This window comes from Martelella sp. AD-3 (assembly GCF_001578105.1).
Classification (GTDB): Bacteria; Pseudomonadota; Alphaproteobacteria; order Rhizobiales; family Rhizobiaceae; genus Martelella.
Genome location: NZ_CP014275.1, coordinates 1683635 through 1702385, shown reverse-complemented (window position 1 = coordinate 1702385; position 18751 = coordinate 1683635). Strand labels below are relative to the sequence as shown.

Below are 18751 nucleotides of genomic sequence, written 5' to 3'. Positions count from 1 at the left end.
GAACTCTTCAGATCAAATGTTTGATTTCAGGTCTCTTTTTCGGCCTCCGGTCAACCAGTAACCCGCCCTCCGCTCATCGGCTCGGGCACGCCTGTCGTCGTCGGAAAGCTGAAGGGAAGGCCGCGCACGGCCCTCACGCCAAGAAAGGCGAAGCATTCGGCCTCGATCGCGTCGCCGCGCCAGCCGACGGATTCAGCCGGCACCGCCTCGACGCCTGCGCGGGTCTGAAGCATCGCCATGATCGCCGGGTTGCGCCTGCCGCCGCCGCAGACGACGAGACGTTCCGGGCGCACCGGCAGGAGATCGAGCGCCTTGCCGACGGCAGCGGCCGTAAAGGCCGTCAGCGTCGCGGCACCCGTTGCGGTGTCCAGTCCCTCGGCCATGGCAGAGGAGAAATCAAACCGGTCAAGCGATTTCGGATAGGGCGCCGCCAGATAAGGATGTTCGAGCAGTCTCGACAGCCGCGCCTCGTCCACCGTGCCGGAAAGCGCCAGCGCCCCGTCGCGATCCATCTCGCCAAGGCCGTTTTCCTTCATGAAGTCGTTGAGCGGCGCATTCGCCGGGCCGGTATCGAAGGCAATCAGCCGATCGCCGCCGTCCCACCAGGTGACATTGGCAACGCCGCCAAGATTGAGCACCGCCGTTTTGCCGGAGGTATCGAGGCTTTTCAGCAACGCCTGGTGATAGCCGGCCGAAAGCGGCGCGCCCTGCCCGCCGGCGCGCACATCCGCGGTGCGGAAATCATAGGCCACCTTGCAGCCGAGGATGCGGCTCATCAGCGCCCCGTCGCCCAGCTGGCGGGTATCGCCCAGGCGATCCTTCGTCGGCGCGCGATGCAGCACGGACTGGCCGTGAAAGCCGACAATGCCGATATCGGCCATCGACAGGCCCTCGGCCTCGACCAACGCTTTCACCGCGTCGGATTGCGCCCGCGTCAGCACCTTTTCGGCCTCGGTGAAGATCGTCGGCTCCGCTCCTTCGAAATTCCAGGCGCGGGCTGCCGCCAGCGTTTCCTCCAGCAGGTCGCGCGTCGCCTGCGGATAGGGGGCGAGCGTGTAGGCGCCGAAGGCCTCCACGGTGACGCCGTCGGTTTTCAGAAGCGCGACATCGATATTGCCGTCAAGCACGGTTCCGGTCATCAGACCGACGGCCCAGACGGGTTTGAAATCCTGCATCATCATTCCGCTCCGTTGATAAGGTCGCTGACGCGCCGCCTCAGCGCCATGATGCCGCTGTCCGTATGGCGGCTCGGATGCACGCGGTTGGTCAGCAGCGTCCAGGCATGGCCGCGCGCGAAATCCACGCAGAGCGACGTGCCGGTAAAGCCGGTATGGCCGATTGTCCCTTCGGAGCACAGCGCGCCGCCATGCCAGTTCTCGTAAGGCCGCTCCCAGCCATGGGTCCGTTTTTCGGACAGCGGCTCGCGCATCCGTTTCACGACAGGATCGCCGGCGACATCGCGCTGCAAAAGACCGGTCGCGTGGTCAAGCACGGCATCAACCGTGCCGAACAGGCCGGCATGGCCGGAGCCCTGAAGCGCGTGGCAATTCTCGTCATGCACCGCGCCGCAGATCACCCGTCCGCGCCAGCTGCAGCGCTCGGTGGCCGCCGTCTTCTCCGGATCGGCGGAAAAGGCAAAGCCCGGCCCCGGATCGAGATCGCGGACGGTCTTGCCGGAAATCCGCTCCAGCGCGATGCCGAGGAGAATGAAATTGATGTCGGAATAGACGGGTGTTTCGACCCGTTTCCATTCGCGCTGCAGCACGAAGGCGCGCAGCCGGTCCGGATCGCCGCCATAAGTATAGATCGGTTCGACCGCCGGAAAGGGCGTCTGGTGACCGAGGCACTGGCGGAAGGTGACCTGCCGTTCCCAGCAGTTCGGATCATACTGGCGGAAATCCGGGATGACGGCGGTCAGCGGTTCATCAAGGTCGACCGCCCCCTCCCCGGCCAGCGCCAGAATACGCTCCGTCGTGAAAATCACCTTGGTGAGCGATGCGAGATCGAACCATGTTTCGGTCGTCATCGGCCGCTTTTCAGGCTCGAGCGCCGCCACGCCGCAGGCTTGCGCCAGCCGCCTGCCCTCGCCATCCACAAGCCCGAGAACGCCGCCGGGAATGCGGCCTTCGTCGACCGACGCCTTCAGCGCGGCGAAGGCCCTGTCGAAGCGGCCTGAAAAATCCGAGGTCATCACGCCTCTTCCCTCCGCGCCATGTGGTCGTCGCCAAACCGCAGCCAATCGGCCTTCGGCGGCTCATAGCCCGCCGGGCGCACCAGCGAGGGCACTTCGGTTGTATCAAGCCGATACTCCTGCCGTCGCCGGTCGATGCTCGGCACGGCGGCAATCAGCCGCTTGGTGTAAGAGTGCTTCGGCGAAGACAGCACCGAAGCGGCGTCGCCGATCTCGACGATCTGCCCCGCATAGACCACGGCGATGCGGTGGGCGATGCGCTCGACCACGGCCATGTCGTGGGTGACGAACAGGTAGGAGAGGTTCATGTCGCGCTGCAGCTCGGTCAGAAGCTCCAGCACCATCGCCTGCACCGAGACATCGAGGGCGGAGACCGCCTCGTCCAGCACCACGACGGAAGGTTTGAGCATCAGCGCGCGGGCAATGCAGAGGCGCTGGCGCTGGCCGCCGGAGAACTCATGCGGATAGCGGGTGAGCGCGTTTTCGGGCAGGCCGACGCGTTCCAGGAGTTCGGCCATGCGGGCGCGAGTCTCGGCGTTCAGCCGCCCGCCGGTGGCAATCACAGGTTCGGCCAGGATGCTGTCGACCCGCAGGCGCGGATTGAGCGAGGCATAGGGGTTCTGGAACACCATCTGGATCGGGTCGCCATGAGCGCTCACGCCTGCCCCTTCGCCCAGATGAAACGCGCCGCGCGTCGGCTCCGTCAGTCCCATGATGGCGCGCGCCGTCGTCGATTTTCCGGAACCGCTTTCACCGACAATGCCCAGCGTCTCGCCCGGCATCAGATCGAAATCGACGCCATCGACCGCATGCACCGCGCCGCCCTGGCGACGGAGGAAGCCGGAGGTGACGGGGAAACGCACGGTCAGGTCTTCAACGGTCAGCGCGGGTCTGGCCTCTCCAGCCTGCGCACGCGAGAAATCCGTCCGAACGGCGCGGCCGTCGTCGAAGTGCGGCACAGCCTTCAGGAGATGTTGCGTATAGGGGTGTTGCGGATTGTCGAGCACGTCGTCGGTCGGCCCCTGCTCCACCGCCTCGCCCTGCTGCATCACCATCACCTTGTCGGCAATGCCGGCAACGAGGCCGATATCATGGGTGATGAAGATCAGGCCCATCTCGCTTTCGCGCTTCAGTTCGGAAAGCAGCGCGAGGATCTGCGCCTGCACGGTCACATCAAGCGCGGTCGTCGGCTCGTCGGCGATCAGCAGGCGCGGATTGCAGGAGAGCGCCGTGGCGATCATCACACGCTGCAGCATGCCGCCGGAGAGCTGGTGCGGATGGTATTTCAGCCGCCGCTCGGCATCGGGAATACGCACGCGTTTCAACGCATCGACCGCCGCGTTCATCGCCTGTCTGCCGGTCAGCCCGTGATGCAGGCGGAAGCTTTCGGCAATCTGCTCGCCGATCGTGTGCACCGGATTGAGCGAGGTCATCGGCTCCTGGAAGATCATGCCGATCTCGCGGCCTCGGATCCTTGCCAAATCCTTCTCGGGCACAGCGGCAAGGTCCGCGACTTCGCCGGAACCGAGCGCGAAGTCGATCCGTCCCTTGGTGATCCTGCCTCCGCCGAAATCGACAAGCCGGTTGAGGCAAAGCGCGGTGACGGACTTGCCCGAGCCGCTTTCGCCGACGATCGCCAGCGTCTCGCCGGCATCGAGCGTGAAATCGATGCCGTGGACGACCTCGTTTCCGACCGGGTCCTCGCCGAAGCCCACATGCAGATCGGAGACGGAAAGAAGACGGCTCATGCCTCGGCCCTCCTTGAACGCGGGTCAAGAATATCGCGCAGCGCGTCGCCCAGAAGGTTGAAGCCGAGAATGCCGATCATGATGGCGAAGGCGGGAAAAACCAGCAGCCAGGGCGCCATTTCCATCAGGTTGCGCGCCTCGCTCAGCATCAGCCCGAGGGAGGCCTTGGGCGGTTGGGTGCCGAGGCCGAGAAAGGAAAGCCCGGCCTCCGTCAGAAGCGCCCAGGCGAGCGCCAGCGTCACCTGCACGGTGAGCGGCGCGACCAGATTGAGCAGCATGTGGCGCGAGAGAATATAGCGGCGCGACGAACCGAAGGTGCGCGCGGCATCGACAAATTCGCGGGTCTTCAGCGACAGCGCGGGCCCGCGCACCACGCGGGTGAAGATCGGCGTGTAGACAAAGGCGATCGCCATCACGCTCGTCCATGTGCCGGGGCCGACAATGGTGATGATCAGGAGCGCCAGCAGGATCGCCGGAAAGGCCAGCAACACATCCATCATCCGCATGATCGCGCCATCCCAGTAGGCGCCGAACCAGGCGGCGGCCAGGCCCAGAACGATGCCGGCGACGGTCGCCAGCGCCACGGAGGCGAAGGAGACGATGAAAGACTGGGCGATGCCGATCATCAGGCGGCTCGCGACATCACGGCCGAGAAGGTCGGTGCCCATCCAGTAGGTCGCGTTCGGGGCGTGCAGCCGGTCGATGCGGAACTGCATCAGCGGATCATGCGGCGTGAGCCCGACAAGGCCGAGCACCGCAATGATGACGTAAAGCGCGACGATGGTGCCGCCGATGCGGCCGCTCGGATGGGCGAAGATGGAGCGCAGGAGCTGCATTACTTGCCTCCCAGCCGGATGCGCGGATCGAGCGCCGCATAGGCGAGATCCACCAGCAGATTGACGATCATGAAATTGAAGGCGATGAAGAGGACGCTGCCCTGCACCAGCGCGTAATCACGCTGCAGGATCGCCTCCAGCACGGTGCGCCCGAGGCCCGGAAGCGCAAACACCTGTTCGACGATGACGGCGCCGCCCAGAAGATAACCGAACTCGACACCCGAGACGGTCACCACCGGGATCAGCGCGTTCGGCAGCGCGTGGTGCCAGATAACCGAACGCGCCGGCACGCCCTTGGCGCGCGCCGTGCGGATGTAATCGTCGGAGAGAATATCGAGCATCGCCGAACGGGAGATGCGGGTAACGGCGGCGGCGAAGGCAAAGCCGAGCGTCAGCGCCGGCAGGATCATCTGCGCGAGGTTCTTCAGCGGGTCTTGCCAGAGCGGCGTGAACGTGCCCATGGCGGGCAGAACGCCGAACCAGACGGATAGCGCATAGATCGCCAGCAACGCGACGACGAAACTCGGCGTCGACTGGCCGACCATGGCGACGATCCGGACGATGAGATCGGACGGCCTTTCCGCATGGGTGGCGGCATAGATGCCGGCCGGAAGCCCCACGGCCAGCGCGACGATCATGGACAGAAGCGCCAGCTCTAGCGTCAGCGGAAAGACGCGCAGGATAACCTCCATCACCGGACGGCCATAGGTGACCGAGATGCCGAGATTGCCGTGCAGCACGCCGCCGAGCCAGTGCCAGTACTGGCCGAACCAGCTCCGGTCCATGCCGAAATAGGTTTCCAGTGACGCCCGCTGCGCCGGCGTCAAAAGGCCGGCCTCGGTTCCCAGCATCGCCGTGATGGCATCGCCGGGAACCAGTCGGATCGAAACGAAGACGAGGACGGATACCCCGAGCATGACCACAGGAAAGGTCACCAGTCGCCGGGTCAGGTAGTTCATGTTGTATGCGCCTCCCGTCTTCTCTGTTTCGGCTTATTCGCTGACGGTGACAGCGGAAAGTCCGAAGAGCGAGCCCGTCGGATTGGCCTCAAAACCGCTCACCTTGTCGTTTGCCGCCGTATAGCTGTAGCCGGTGTAAAGCCAGATCCAGGGAGAGACTTCGGTAAGGTGCTTGGAGAATTCGGCAAAGATGTCCTTGCGCTTTGCCGGATCGGTCTCGACGCGGCCTTGTTGCATCAGGCTGTCGAGCGTGTCGTCGCCGTAATGGGCGACATGGGCGAGGTTGCCGTCCTTTGTCCAGTAGCGGTTATACATGGTATAGGGGTCGGTGCGTCCGCCGTTCAGCGCCACGGCCATGTCGAAATCGCCCTTCAGCCAGCGGTCGATATAGACGTTGAGTTCCATCATCTCGATTTCGAGGTCGATGCCGATTTCGCCGAGCTGCGACTGGATCACCTGCGCTTCGGCGGCTGCCGTCGGCGGCTCGCCGGTCGCCGCCATCACCTTGGCGGAGAAGCCGTCCTCATAGCCGGCCTCGGCCATCAGCGCCTTTGCCCTGTCGAGATCGGGCGTATAGCAGAAGAGCTCGGACGGATCGGTCGCATAGGCCGGCATGGTCAGCGGCCCGGTCACCTTGCCCTCGCCCAGAAGCGCCGCGTCGAGCACGTCCTGGCGGTCGATCGCGCAGGAGATCGCCTGGCGGACCTTTTGCTCGGTCATCGCCCCGCGATCGGCGTTCAGTTGCAGCACATGGTAGTTCAGCACCGGTTCGCGGGTCAGCGTCAGGCCCGGATTGTTCGGCACGAGCGTGGCGACCAGCGGATCGTTGATCAACGCGAAATCCACCTGGTTGGTGCGCAGCGCCGCGAGGATCGCGGTCTCATCGGGCAGGACCGAAATGTTGATGCCGTCGACGCCAACCTCGCCGCCCGCCCAGTTTTCGTTGGCGGCGAGCACCTCGCGGGAGTTCGGCTCCCAGCTTGTCAGAACGAAGGGGCCGGAGCCGAGCGTTTCCGTGCCGATCGTGCCCGCTTCGATGGCGCTTGCCGGAACGATCGCGGCGTTGATCGAGGACATCGCCGTCAACAGCGGCACATCCGGCTGCGACAGGTTGAAAACCACGGTCTCGTCATCCGGCGTGTCGATGCTTTCGATGGAGAGGAAGTTGGCGCGGGCGGAAGCGCCGGTTTCCTCGTTCAGGATGCGTTCGAACGAGGCCTTCACATCCGCCGGCGTCACCTTGTCGCCATTGGAGAATTTCGCATCCGGGTCGAGCTTGAAGGTCAGCGTCCGGCCGTCTTCCGAGAATTCCCAGGACGTGGCGATCGCCGGCGCGATGTTGAGTTCGCTATCGGTGCGCACCAACGGCTCGTAGACGAGCTCCAGCAGGCGCAGCGACGAAAAAGCCGTCTGCTTGTGCGGGTCGAGACCGGTCGCATCCTGCGACCAGGCCATATTCAGCGTTGCCGCGGCGGCCGGAACCGCCGCGCCCGCGACGCCGAGCGCTGCAGCAACGGCGACAGCGGAAACCAGATTCTTGAAACGGGTTTTTCCCATGATCATTTCCCTCGAGATTATTGAGCGTTGCCGATGCGGCCTCCTGCCGGCACCGGAGAGACTTCAGCTATCGCGGCTTGTCGCCGTCTTCTGATTGATCGCCTTGCGCAGGAATCCGCCGGTCCCATCAAGGAGGTCGCGGCCCTCCTGCAATTCCATATCCGTCAGCGCCAGGAGGATGGCGAGCTTGACGTCGTTTTTCGTCTTTTCGAGCAATTTTTCAGCGGTTTCGGCCGGAACGTCCGCCGCCTCCATGACGATGCGAACGGCGCGCGCGTAAAGCTTGGCGTTGGAGACCGTCACATCGACCATCAGGTTCTCGTAGACCTTGCCGATGCGAACCATGCTCGCCGTGCTCAGCATGTTGAGGACGAGTTTCTGCGCCGTGCCGGATTTCAGCCTTGTGGAACCGGCCAGCACTTCCGGGCCGACGACCGGCGCGATCGAGATATCGGCGATTTCCGCGATGGCGGAAGATGGATTGCAGGAAAGCGCGACAGTCGCCGCACCGGTTTCCTTCGCATAGGTCAGGGCCCCGATGACGTAGGGCGTGCGCCCGCTGACCGCGATGCCGACGACGACATCCCGTGCCGTCAGGCCGATGGCCTTCAGGTCGGCAGCGCCCAGCGCCGGATCATCCTCCGCCCCTTCGACGGCGGTGGTCAGCGCCTTCTCGCCGCCGGCGATAAGGCCGACGACCATGCCGGGGGGAACGGAAAAGGTGGGCGGGCATTCGGAGGCATCGAGAACGCCAAGCCGCCCGCTCGTGCCCGCGCCGATATAGACAAGCCGGCCGCCGGCATTGAAGGCCTCGACGATGCGCTCGACGGCGCTTGCAATGGCGTCGGCCTCGCGGCCGACGGCAATCGCGGCCTCGCCATCCTCGGCATTGATCTTTTCGATGATTTCACGCGCCGACAGCAGGTCGAGATCGAGCGTGCGCGGATTACGCCCCTCGGACACCAGTTTTTCAAGCTCGCCGGCCAGCAAATTCATGAATGCATTCCCCTTGTCTGCCGCGCGATGCGTTATTTTTGTTCTTTGTCATCGCAGCGTTCGGGAAAGGCTATAATCACAAATTCCATTTGTCAAATTCATTTCAGAATATTTTATTCCAATCGGCTCGGGCAGGTTTGGGCTGAAGAGGTGGGGGCTTGCGCCCGCCTGCCTGAGGCCGCGAAACCGTTACGCTTTGGCAATCATTCCGTTGTATTCCGCGAAAAGGAATTTATTATTCCAGCATTTACACCGGCTGACCGAGGAAAACCGTGTCCGTTCTCAATGTGATAGAAGCCCAGCTTGACAATCTGGCTCCGGCGGACCGGCAGATCGGCCGCTTCATCCTCGACAACCCCGACGAGGTTCTCCGGCTTTCCTCCGCGCGCCTTGCCGAACGGACCGGCCGCAGCCAGTCGAGCGTGGTGAAATTCGCCCAGAAATTCGGCTTTTCCGGCTATCAGGAGATGAAACTCGCCGTCAGCAAGGCGAGAGCGCACGCCTGGCGGCCGCCCGGCGCGCTGCACAGCACGATAGAACTCGGCGACAGTCCGGCGGCGGTGGCGCAGAAGCTGCTTTCGAGCAAGATGCACGCCATGCAGCAGACCATCGCCGCCAATGACGAGCGCGACATCGCCCGCGTCATGGACCTGATCGACGCTGCCGTCCGCATTCATGTGGCCGGCGTCGGCGCCTCCTCGCTGGTGGCGCGCGACTTCTGCCTCAAACTGCAGAAGCTCGGCCGCTATGCGCTTCACGATGCCGACAGCCATGTGCAGATGGCCAATGTCTCCGCCTCGAAGACCGGCGACGTTCTCTTTGCCCTTTCCCATTCGGGTACAAGCATCGAGACCGTGCGGATCGCCGAGCTTGCCGCAAGACGCGGCGCGACCGTCGTTTCGATCACCGGGCCGCAGCAGAACCCGGTCGCGCGCGGCGCCGACATCACGCTCTACACGATTGCCGACGAGGAACGGGTGCGCTCGTCCGCCATCACCGCCCGCGACGCGCAGCTGATGCTGACGGATTTCCTGTTCATTCTGCTGCTACAGCGGCAGAAGGATGCCGGCGATTATATCGCCGGCAGCGGCGAGGCGGTAACCGCGCTCAAGCTCGGCGCCGACAAATAGGCGCGCTCAGTCCTTCATCGGCACGCAGATCTCCGTGATCAGCTCCGCGGGCGGCGTATCGCGCGGATCGTTGCGATAGATTTCACACGGCGGAGCGTCGGCGGGCTCGTGACCGGCGGCGGGAAGCCAGTTGCCGTAGAACCAGTGATAGGCCTTGTGCAGTTCCGCATAGGGCCCCTTGTGGGTGAGCACCGCATAGCGACCGCCCGAAACCACGCGGGCCTCCAGCCCTTGCGGCACATCGGCGCCGTCGGCGAGCGTGAGGCCCGCGAAGGCATTGAGGTCTTTCTCCTCCGTCAGACCGGGGTCGTCATAGTAGATTCCGATCATCTCCGTTTGCGGACCGAGGGCCCCGGCAGCGGCCATCATGCCCGCCGCCGGACCGAAGGCCCTGTCGATTTCCATATAGGAGCCGCGGTGCGGGAGGCCCGCAAGCCGCCGCTCTTCCATATCGCGCAGGGTGACGTCATACATGTCATGCTTCCTTTCAGGGACCGGTTGATCAAACATCGTGTGCCGGCCGGCCGTCCTGTAGGCGGCCGGGGTGATGCCGTAGGTGGCCTTGAAAAGACGGGTGAACGCCGGTACGCCGGATGATCCGGCCCGTTTCGCGATCGCCTCGACCGGCGCATCCGAATTGACGAGTTCGCCGGCTGCCCGGTGCAGCCGCAACCGCCTGACGGTCGCGGCGATCGTCTCGCCGTGGATGCCGCGATAGATGCGGTGCCAGTGCCACGGCGACAGACAGGCGATTTCGGCGAGCCTGGCGAGATCGAGCTCCTCGTCGAGGTGGTCGTGAATATAGGCGCTGACCCGCATGAGGCGTTGCTGATAGGTCTGAAAATCCGGGGCGTTGTTCATCTCTTCTTTCCGTTTCCACTTGGCGGTATGGTTGAAGCACACGCCGGTTTGACAAATCTTGCGGAATTGTTCGGCGTACCGGAAATCGTTACGCTGGCCTTGCCAGCGGCAACAGGTTTGCTAAACATACACCGATCATCCCCTCCCCGCGCAAGGTTGCCAGGCCATGCCCACCCGTCTCGTTCCCAAAACCGTCAGCGTCCTGAAGGAGGGCTATGGCCTTTCCCGGCTGAAGGCCGACACCATTGCCGGCCTCACCGTTGCCATCGTCGCCCTGCCGCTCTCCATGGCCATTGCGATTGCCTGCGGCGTCTCCCCCGATCGCGGGCTTTACGCGGCGATCATCGGCGGCTTCTTCGTCTCGCTCTTCGGCGGCAGCCGGCACCAGATCGGCGGACCTGCCGGCGCTTTCATCGTACTGGTTGCAGCGTCCGTGGAACGCCACGGCGTCGACGGGCTGATGCTGGCGGTGATCCTCTCCGGCCTGATCATGATCGCAGCCGGCTATCTGAGGCTCGGCGCCTATATCCGCTTCATCCCCTACCCCGTGACGGTCGGCTTTACCGCGGGCATCGCCATCATCATCTTCGCCAGCCAGCTTTCGGCCATTCTCGGCCTTGACCTGCCGGAAAAGGAGCCGGGCCCCTTCGCCGACAAGATCGCCTATCTGGCGCGGTTCGTCGGCACGACCAATGTCGCAGCCCTTGCGATCGCCATCGGCACCATCGCCCTGATCGTCGCGCTCCGAAAGGTCAGGCCCGGCTGGCCCGGCATGCTGATCGCCGTTGCCGTCGCGACGCTGGCCGCAACCCTTCTGAACCTTCCGGTGGAAACCATCGGCAGCCAGTTCGGCGGACTGCCGCGCGGTCTGCAGGCGCCTGCGGTCCCGACGCTCTCGCTCGAAAAGGTCATCTCGGTCCTGCCGGACGCCTTCGCCTTCGCGCTTTTGGGGTCCATCGAATCGCTGCTGTCCGCCGTCGTCGCCGACGGCATGACCGGGCGACGCCACCGCTCGAACATGGAGCTGATCGGCCAGGGCATCGCCAACATCGCCTCCGGCCTGTTCGGCGGCATCTCGGTCACCGGCACGATCGCCCGCACGGCGACCAATGTGCGCGCCGGCGCCACCAGCCCGTTTTCGGGCATGCTGCACGCCCTCTTCCTGCTGGTCTTCATGCTGGTCGCGGCGCCCCTTGCCCGCTTCATTCCGCTTGCAGCCCTTTCGGGCGTCCTGGCGGTCGTCGCCTGGAGCATGGTCGAAAAACCGGCAATCCGGGCCCTCTTCAGGAGTTCGCGCGGCGATGCGGTGATCCTCACCGTGACGTTGCTGCTCGTCGTCTTCCGCGATCTGACCGAAGGCATTGTCGCGGGCTTTGCGCTGGGCGCCGTGCTCTTCATCGACCGCATGGGCCGCAATGTCGCCGTCAGTCCCTATGACGACTACAATGCCAAAAGCGAGCACCCGATCGCCAACACCGACCCCGACACGATCGTCTACCGCATTTCCGGCGCCTTCTTCTTCGGCGCGGCCTCCACCGTCGGCTCGGTGCTCGACCGCATCGCCGACCGGGCGAAGAACTTCGTACTTGACCTTTCGGACGTCTCCTACATGGATTCCTCGGCCGCGAACGTGCTCGAAAGCACGGTCCGTCGGGCGCGGGCGCGCAATGTCCGCGTCCTCCTCACGGGCGTCGCGCCGCCGGTGAAAGCCATCCTTGTCGCCCATCACATCGACGAAAACCACGTCACCTACAGCGCCGACCTCGATGCCGCCGCCGCGCTGATTGCGGCGGATGCGGACAGGCCGGGCGAAAACCGTTGATCCACACCTCTCTTGCGACCGAAACATAAACCGAACACGAGACGAAAAACCGTTATATTTCAATGTTTCGAGGGGGATTGAAAAAAGAGAACAAATGGAGTACGAATAGGTAAATCAGGGCCTCACCTAGGCGGCGGGCGAAACAAGGGATAAAGTCGATGGCACAGAATTCACTCAAACTCGTTGAGGAAAAATCCGTGAACAAGAGCAAAGCGCTGGAAGCAGCACTTTCCCAGATCGAACGCTCGTTCGGCAAGGGCTCGATCATGAAGCTTGGCGCCAATGACAGCGTCGTCGAGATCGAGACCGTCTCGACCGGCTCGCTGGGCCTCGACATCGCCCTTGGCATCGGCGGCCTGCCGCGCGGCCGCATCGTCGAAATCTACGGTCCGGAAAGCTCCGGCAAGACCACGCTGGCGCTGCAGACCATCGCCGAGGCGCAGAAGGGTGGCGGCACCTGCGGCTTCATCGATGCCGAGCACGCGCTCGACCCGATCTATGCCCGCAAGCTTGGCGTCGACCTGCACGACCTTTTGATCTCCCAGCCCGACACCGGCGAGCAGGCGCTCGAGATCGCCGACACGCTGGTTCGCTCCGGCGCGCTGGACGTGATCGTCGTCGATTCGGTCGCCGCACTCACGCCGCGCGCCGAAATCGAGGGCGAGATGGGCGACAGCCTGCCCGGCTCCCAGGCCCGGCTGATGAGCCAGGCGTTGCGCAAGCTGACCGCCTCGATCTCGCGCTCAAACTGCATGGTCATCTTCATCAACCAGATCCGCATGAAGATCGGCGTCATGTTCGGTTCACCGGAGACGACGACGGGCGGCAACGCGCTGAAATTCTATGCCTCCGTCCGCCTCGACATCCGCCGCATCGGCTCGGTCAAGGATCGCGACGAGGTGGTCGGCAACCAGACCCGCGTCAAGGTCGTCAAGAACAAGATGGCCCCGCCCTTCAAGCAGGTGGAGTTCGACATCATGTATGGCGAAGGCGTTTCCAAGATGGGCGAGTTGATCGATCTTGGCGTGAAGGCCGGCATCGTCGAGAAATCCGGTTCGTGGTTCTCCTATAACAGCCAGCGTCTTGGCCAGGGCCGCGAGAACGCCAAGACCTTCCTCAGGGAGAACGCCGCGATTGCCGAAGAGATTGAACTGGCGCTCCGGCAGAATGCCGGGCTCCTGTCCGAGGGCCTTTTGGATACCGACGAGGAAAACCAGGCGACCGGAACGGACGACGATTGATTGAGGCTTCCGTCCGGCGCGTGATCCGGGCGCCTGTGAGATGCACTGACAGCGGCTTTGCGGAGCCGCTGTTTTGTCCTGTCTGGACAGTGGCGACGCCTGCCGCTAAAAGCCCGGGAAAGTCTCGGCAGACAACACCGATATATGAAGGGGCGTGGCACTCATGAGTGGCGTGAATGAAATCCGGTCGACATTTCTCGACTTCTTCAAGCGGAACGGACACGAGGTCGTCGCTTCCAGCCCGCTTGTGCCGCATAACGACCCGACCCTGATGTTCACCAATGCCGGCATGGTGCCGTTCAAGAACGTCTTCACCGGGCTTGAGCACCGTCCCTATTCGACCGCGACGACGGCGCAGAAATGCGTGCGCGCCGGCGGCAAGCACAACGATCTCGACAATGTCGGCTACACCGCGCGCCACCACACCTTCTTCGAGATGATGGGCAATTTCTCCTTCGGCGACTATTTCAAGGAACAGGCGATCTCGCTTGCCTGGGAATTGATTACGAAGGAGTTCGGCCTGCCGAAGGACAAGCTGCTGGCAACCGTCTACCACGAGGACGACGAGGCGTTCGAGCTCTGGCGCAAGATCGCCGGTCTTCCCGAGGACCGGATCATCCGCATTCCGACCTCCGACAATTTCTGGTCGATGGGCGATACCGGGCCCTGCGGCCCCTGCTCGGAAATCTTCTACGACCACGGCGATCATATCTGGGGCGGCCCCCCCGGCTCCGCGGAAGAGGACGGCGACCGCTTCATCGAGATCTGGAATCTCGTCTTCATGCAGTACGAGCAGATCACGCCGGAACGCCGCGAAAACCTGCCGCGCCCCTCGATCGACACCGGCATGGGCCTCGAGCGCGTCGCCGCCGTGCTGCAGGGCAAGCACGACAATTACGATATCGACCTGTTCCGGAAGCTGATCGGCGCTTCGGTCGAACTGACAGGGGTGAAGGCCGAAGGCGAGCGACAGGCCAGCCACAGGGTGATCGCCGACCATCTGCGCGCCTCCGCCTTCCTGATCGCCGATGGCGTGCTTCCCTCGAACGAGGGCCGGGGTTACGTGCTGCGCCGGATCATGCGCCGCGCCATGCGCCACGCCGAGCTTCTTGGCGCCCGGGAGCCGATCATCTACCGCCTGCTGCCGACGCTCATCAGTGAGATGGGCCGCGCCTATCCGGAACTTCAGCGCGCCGAGGCGCTGATTTCCGAAACGCTGAAGCTGGAGGAAACCCGCTTCCGCAAGACGCTGGACCGCGGTCTGACGCTGCTGGAAGAGGCCACCCGCGACCTCTCCAAGGGCGACAGTCTCGACGGCGAGACCGCCTTCAAGCTCTACGACACCTATGGCTTCCCGCTTGACCTGACCCAGGACGCGCTCAGGGCGCGCGACATCCATGTCGACCTGACCGGCTTCCAGGACGCCATGCACCGCCAGCGCGCCGAGGCCCGCGCCCACTGGGCCGGCTCCGGCGACACGGCGACGGAGACCATCTGGTTCGAGCTCGGCGAGAAGCACGAAGCGACCGAGTTTCTCGGCTACGAGACGGAAAAGGCCGAGGGCGTGGTGCTGGCCATGGTCAAGGACGGCGCCGCCGTGGAGAAGGCCGAGGCCGGCGATATGGTTGCCGTCGTCGTCAACCAGACGCCGTTTTACGGCGAGTCGGGCGGCCAGATGGGCGACACCGGCACGATCGCGACCGACGCGGCCAGGCTGCGGGTGACCGATACGCAGAAGAAGGGCAACGGCCTCTTCATCCACTACTGCAACGTCGAGAAGGGCACGGTTTCGCTTGGCGAGCCGGCGAGCCTCGAGGTCGATCATGCACGGCGTGCGAGGCTGCGCGCCAACCACTCCGCGACCCATCTGATCCATGAGGCCTTGCGTCAGAAGCTCGGCTCGCATGTGGCCCAGAAGGGCTCTCTGGTCGCGCCCGAACGGCTGCGCTTCGACATTTCCCACCCCAAGCCGATGACGAGCGAGGAACTCGCCGTGGTCGAGGACATGGCCAATGAGATCGTGCTGCAGAATGCGCCGGTCTCCACCCGGCTGATGGGCGTCGACGACGCCATCGCCGAAGGAGCCATGGCGCTGTTCGGCGAGAAATACGGCGACGAGGTGCGCGTCGTTTCCATGGGCACGGCCACAACCGGCGAGAAGGCCGGCAAGACCTACTCGCTCGAACTGTGCGGCGGAACCCATGTGCGCGCCACCGGCGAGATCGGCCTGATCCGCATCGTCGGCGAAAGTGCGGTGGGCGCCGGCGTGCGCCGCATCGAGGCGCTGACCGGCGTGGATGCGCGCCGCTACCTCACCCGGCAGGATGACAAGGTGAAGGCGCTCGCCGCCGCCCTCAAGGTGCAGCCGGACGAGGTGGCAAACCGTGTCGCGACCCTTGCCGAAGAACGGCGCCGGCTGGAACGCGAGCTTGCCGAAGCGCGCAAGCAGATCGCGCTCGGCGGCTCCGGCCCGTCCGACGAAGCGGAAAGGATCGGCGACCTCTCGCTTGCCGCCAAGGTGCTTTCCGGCGTTGCCGCCAAGGAGCTGAAGGGTCTTGCCGACAGCGCCAAGAAGGACAGGAGCCGCACCGTGGTCGTCTTCATCAGCCTGGCGGAGGACAATAAGGCCAGCGTCGTGGTTTCCGTTACCGCCGACCTGACCGACAGCGTCTCCGCGGTCGACCTCGTGCGCGTGGCCTCGGAAGCGCTCGGCGGCAAGGGCGGCGGCGGCAGGCCGGACATGGCCCAGGCCGGCGGCCCGGACGGCGACAAGGCGGAAGCCGCAATTGCCGCCATCCGCAACACGCTCAAGGGCTGAGGCCTATTGCAAAAAAGAACCGCGTTTCCTGGAAACGCGGTTCTCGGTTTGCTGACAAACCCGTTCCCGGGGCACCTTCGGGCTTGCCCGGCCAGAACGACAATTTTCCTGCTAATTTTCAATCACTTAAGTCGACTTCACGCTCGGCTCAAGTCGCGCATGACAGTTGCGGGATGGCCGGATGCGGTCACGACCGGCGCGACACAAGCCTCGTCGGCAGCCTCGAAGCGTTTCCAGGAAAAGTGGATACCGGCTTTCCGTGCTGAATTGCGCAAGACAACAGATTGGGCGCTCTCGCGCTTCGCGGAGAAACGGAAGCACGCCAGGACCGCGTTTCCCGGCTCCGCGATTCTGAGCTATTCATCTGTCTGATGGCCGAACGATGCCGAAACGTCACGCCGTTTCGGCATCGAAAGCCACTGCGGCAAAAGCCTCCGCGATCACTTCGGGGCCCGCGCCGGGCCTGACAGCGTCGCTCGAAAGGATCTGGCGGTAGCGCCGCGCACCGGAATAGCCACTGAACAATCCGATCATGTGGCGGGTGATCTGCGACAGACGAACGCCCTCCCCAACCTGCCGCGCCGCATAGTCCATCATCGCGCGGCAGAGCGCGTCCGGATCGAACGGCTTCCCAGGCATGCCGAAGAGGCGGCGGTCGACCTCGGCCAGAAGACGCGGCGTCTGGTAGGCGGCACGCCCCAGCATCACGCCGTCGACATGGCCGAGATGCGCTTCCGCTTCCTCAAGCGTGGCGATGCCGCCATTGATGCCGATGAAAAGGTCCGGATTTTCCGCCTTCATGCGATAGACCAGCGGATAATCGAGCGGCGGGATCGTCCGGTTCTCCTTGGGGCTCAGCCCCTTCAGCCAGGCCTTGCGGGCGTGGATCCACACCGCGTCCGCCCCTGCCCCGGCCATGCGGGCGACAAAATCGGGCAACACCGTTTCCGGCTCCTGCTCGTCAACGCCGATACGGCACTTGACCGAAACCGGCACATCGACCGCCGCCTTCATCGCCGCCACGGCCTTCTCGACGATCCCGGGCGTCTGCATCAGGCAGGCGCCGAATGTGCCGGATTGCACGCGATCGGACGGGCAGCCGACATTCAGCCCGATCTCGTCATAGCCGTATCGGGCGCCGATCTTCGCTGCCTCGGCAAGCTTTAGCGGATCGGAGCCGCCGAGTTGCAGCACCACGGGATGCTCGACGGCATCAAACCCCAACAGCCGGTCCCGGTCGCCGCGCAGGATCGCATCCGCGACAATCATCTCGCTATAGACCTGCCCCCCGGCCATCATCTGCCGATGAAAATACCGACAATGCCGATCCGTCCAATCCATCATCGGTGCAACCGCGAAGCGCCTTCCCGATTTATTATTGATTTTACTGTTATTTTTCACTTTCCAGCTCATTTCGATATAGGATTTTTATCCTATTTTGTGCCTTTTCAGACCTTCTTTTGAATGCTAATGCTAATTTTAAGCAACACGAAAAAAGCGTTAGCAATATGGGCACGATAACAGCACGAAAAAAGAAAAAATCCGGCCTCATCGTCTATACGGCGCAGATCCGCATAACCCGCAAAGGCAAAACAGTCCACAGCGAGAGCCAGACGTTTGACCGCAAGAAGCTCGCCGTCGCGTGGATGAATAAGCGCGAAGGCGATCTGCTTGAGCCGGGCGGACTTGAGCGCGCCAAGCATGGAAACGTAACACTGGCCGACGTTATCGACCAATATATCAGGGAAAACGCAGCCCCCATGGGCAGAACCAAGGCCCAGGTCCTTCGCACGCTGAAAGGTTACGACATTGCCGACCTTCCCTGCGAGGAAATCACCAGCGCGCACATCATCGCCCTGGCGCGCGAGCTTTCGATCGACAAGAAACCGCAAACTGTCGCCAACTATCTGTCTCACCTCTCATCTGTCTTTGCGATTGCGCGGCCTGCCTGGGGCTACCCGCTTGATCGACAGGCTATGCAGGATGGCGTGATCGTCGCCAAACGGTTGGGCATGACCTCGAAAAGTAGGCAGCGCGATCGCCGGCCGACACTCGAGGAGCTCGGTCGTATCCTAACATTCTTCCGACGACGCAGCATTCAGGCACCGCAATCCATGCCCATGGACGAGATCGTCCTGTTCGCGCTCTTCTCCACGCGCAGACAAGACGAGATCTGCCGCATCACCTGGGCTGACCTCGACGCGCAAAACAGCCGCGTACTCGTGCGAGACATGAAAAACCCGGGACAGAAGATAGGAAACGACAACTGGTGCGACATGCCGGCGCCCGCCATGGCCGTCATCAGGCGCGCGGCGCAGAAAGACGAACGGATTTTCCCTTACGCGCCGGAATCCATCAGCGCCAACTTCACCAGAGCCTGCCGGCTGATCGGCATCGAAGATCTGCACTTCCACGACCTCAGGCACGAGGGCATAAGCCGGCTTTTCGAGATCGGCTACAACATTCCGCATGCCGCCGCTGTCTCCGGCCACCGCTCATGGGTCTCCCTCAAGCGCTATTCCCATATCCGTCAGCGTGGAGACAAATACGAGGACTGGGAATGGATGCCCGACACGGCCTGATCAGGCGTCA

14 protein-coding genes are annotated in these 18751 nt (G+C 63.6%); 5 read left to right on the top strand and 9 right to left on the bottom strand.

What is annotated here, in order from left to right:
* Window positions 1-50 precede the first annotated feature (50 nt).
* The 7 genes from AZF01_RS07870 to murQ form a co-directional block, all read right to left on the bottom strand.
* Window positions 51-1178, bottom strand: a complete 1128-nt coding sequence (locus AZF01_RS07870) for an anhydro-N-acetylmuramic acid kinase (protein WP_024708128.1) — start codon at window positions 1176-1178, stop codon at window positions 51-53.
* A complete protein-coding gene (locus AZF01_RS07865) occupies window positions 1178-2191 on the bottom strand; it encodes a serine hydrolase (RefSeq protein ID WP_024708127.1) in 1014 nt (337 codons plus the stop codon). The genes AZF01_RS07870 and AZF01_RS07865 overlap by 1 nt, the downstream gene beginning before the upstream one ends.
* A complete protein-coding gene (locus AZF01_RS07860; RefSeq protein WP_024708126.1) occupies window positions 2191-3939 on the bottom strand; it encodes an ABC transporter ATP-binding protein in 1749 nt (582 codons plus the stop codon). Before AZF01_RS07860 ends, AZF01_RS07865 begins: the two co-directional genes overlap by 1 nt.
* On the bottom strand, window positions 3936-4775 hold the full coding sequence (locus tag AZF01_RS07855; RefSeq protein WP_024708125.1) for an ABC transporter permease: 840 nt from the start codon (window positions 4773-4775) through the stop codon (window positions 3936-3938). The genes AZF01_RS07860 and AZF01_RS07855 overlap by 4 nt, the downstream gene beginning before the upstream one ends.
* Complete coding sequence (locus AZF01_RS07850) at window positions 4775-5734, bottom strand: ABC transporter permease (protein ID WP_024708124.1); 960 nt, start codon at window positions 5732-5734, stop codon at window positions 4775-4777. Before AZF01_RS07850 ends, AZF01_RS07855 begins: the two co-directional genes overlap by 1 nt.
* A gap of 33 nt (window positions 5735-5767) precedes the next feature.
* Complete coding sequence (locus tag AZF01_RS07845) at window positions 5768-7291, bottom strand: ABC transporter substrate-binding protein (protein WP_024708123.1); 1524 nt, start codon at window positions 7289-7291, stop codon at window positions 5768-5770.
* 63 nt (window positions 7292-7354) lie between these two features.
* Complete coding sequence (gene murQ, locus AZF01_RS07840) at window positions 7355-8287, bottom strand: N-acetylmuramic acid 6-phosphate etherase (RefSeq protein ID WP_024708122.1); 933 nt, start codon at window positions 8285-8287, stop codon at window positions 7355-7357.
* Window positions 8288-8559: 272 nt separating this feature from the next.
* Here murQ and AZF01_RS07835 point away from each other — a divergent pair, with 272 nt between their 5' ends.
* A complete protein-coding gene (locus tag AZF01_RS07835) occupies window positions 8560-9417 on the top strand; it encodes a MurR/RpiR family transcriptional regulator (protein WP_024708121.1) in 858 nt (285 codons plus the stop codon).
* A gap of 6 nt (window positions 9418-9423) precedes the next feature.
* On the opposite strand, the gene AZF01_RS07830 is transcribed toward AZF01_RS07835, so the two are convergent.
* Window positions 9424-10278: a GyrI-like domain-containing protein gene (locus tag AZF01_RS07830; protein ID WP_024708120.1), complete on the bottom strand. Its 855-nt coding sequence runs from the start codon at window positions 10276-10278 to the stop codon at window positions 9424-9426.
* Window positions 10279-10444: 166 nt separating this feature from the next.
* Here AZF01_RS07830 and AZF01_RS07825 point away from each other — a divergent pair, with 166 nt between their 5' ends.
* From AZF01_RS07825 to alaS, 3 genes are all read left to right on the top strand, one after another.
* Window positions 10445-12100 carry a SulP family inorganic anion transporter gene (locus AZF01_RS07825; protein WP_024708119.1) on the top strand — a complete coding sequence of 552 codons (1656 nt, stop codon included), beginning with the start codon at window positions 10445-10447 and terminating at the stop codon, window positions 12098-12100.
* Between the two features lie 158 nt (window positions 12101-12258).
* Window positions 12259-13341 carry a recombinase RecA gene (gene recA / locus AZF01_RS07820; protein WP_024708118.1) on the top strand — a complete coding sequence of 361 codons (1083 nt, stop codon included), beginning with the start codon at window positions 12259-12261 and terminating at the stop codon, window positions 13339-13341.
* 163 nt (window positions 13342-13504) lie between these two features.
* Window positions 13505-16159, top strand: a complete 2655-nt coding sequence (alaS, locus tag AZF01_RS07815; RefSeq protein ID WP_024708117.1) for an alanine--tRNA ligase — start codon at window positions 13505-13507, stop codon at window positions 16157-16159.
* A 393-nt stretch (window positions 16160-16552) separates the two neighbouring features.
* On the opposite strand, the gene dusA is transcribed toward alaS, so the two are convergent.
* A complete protein-coding gene (gene dusA / locus AZF01_RS07810) occupies window positions 16553-17572 on the bottom strand; it encodes a tRNA dihydrouridine(20/20a) synthase DusA (protein ID WP_051424059.1) in 1020 nt (339 codons plus the stop codon).
* A 95-nt stretch (window positions 17573-17667) separates the two neighbouring features.
* Between dusA and xerC the strand changes: the two genes are divergently transcribed.
* Entirely contained in the window at window positions 17668-18741 is a 1074-nt protein-coding gene (xerC, locus tag AZF01_RS07805) for a tyrosine recombinase XerC (RefSeq protein ID WP_024708115.1), read from the top strand.
* The last annotated feature ends 10 nt before the right edge of the window (window positions 18742-18751 follow it).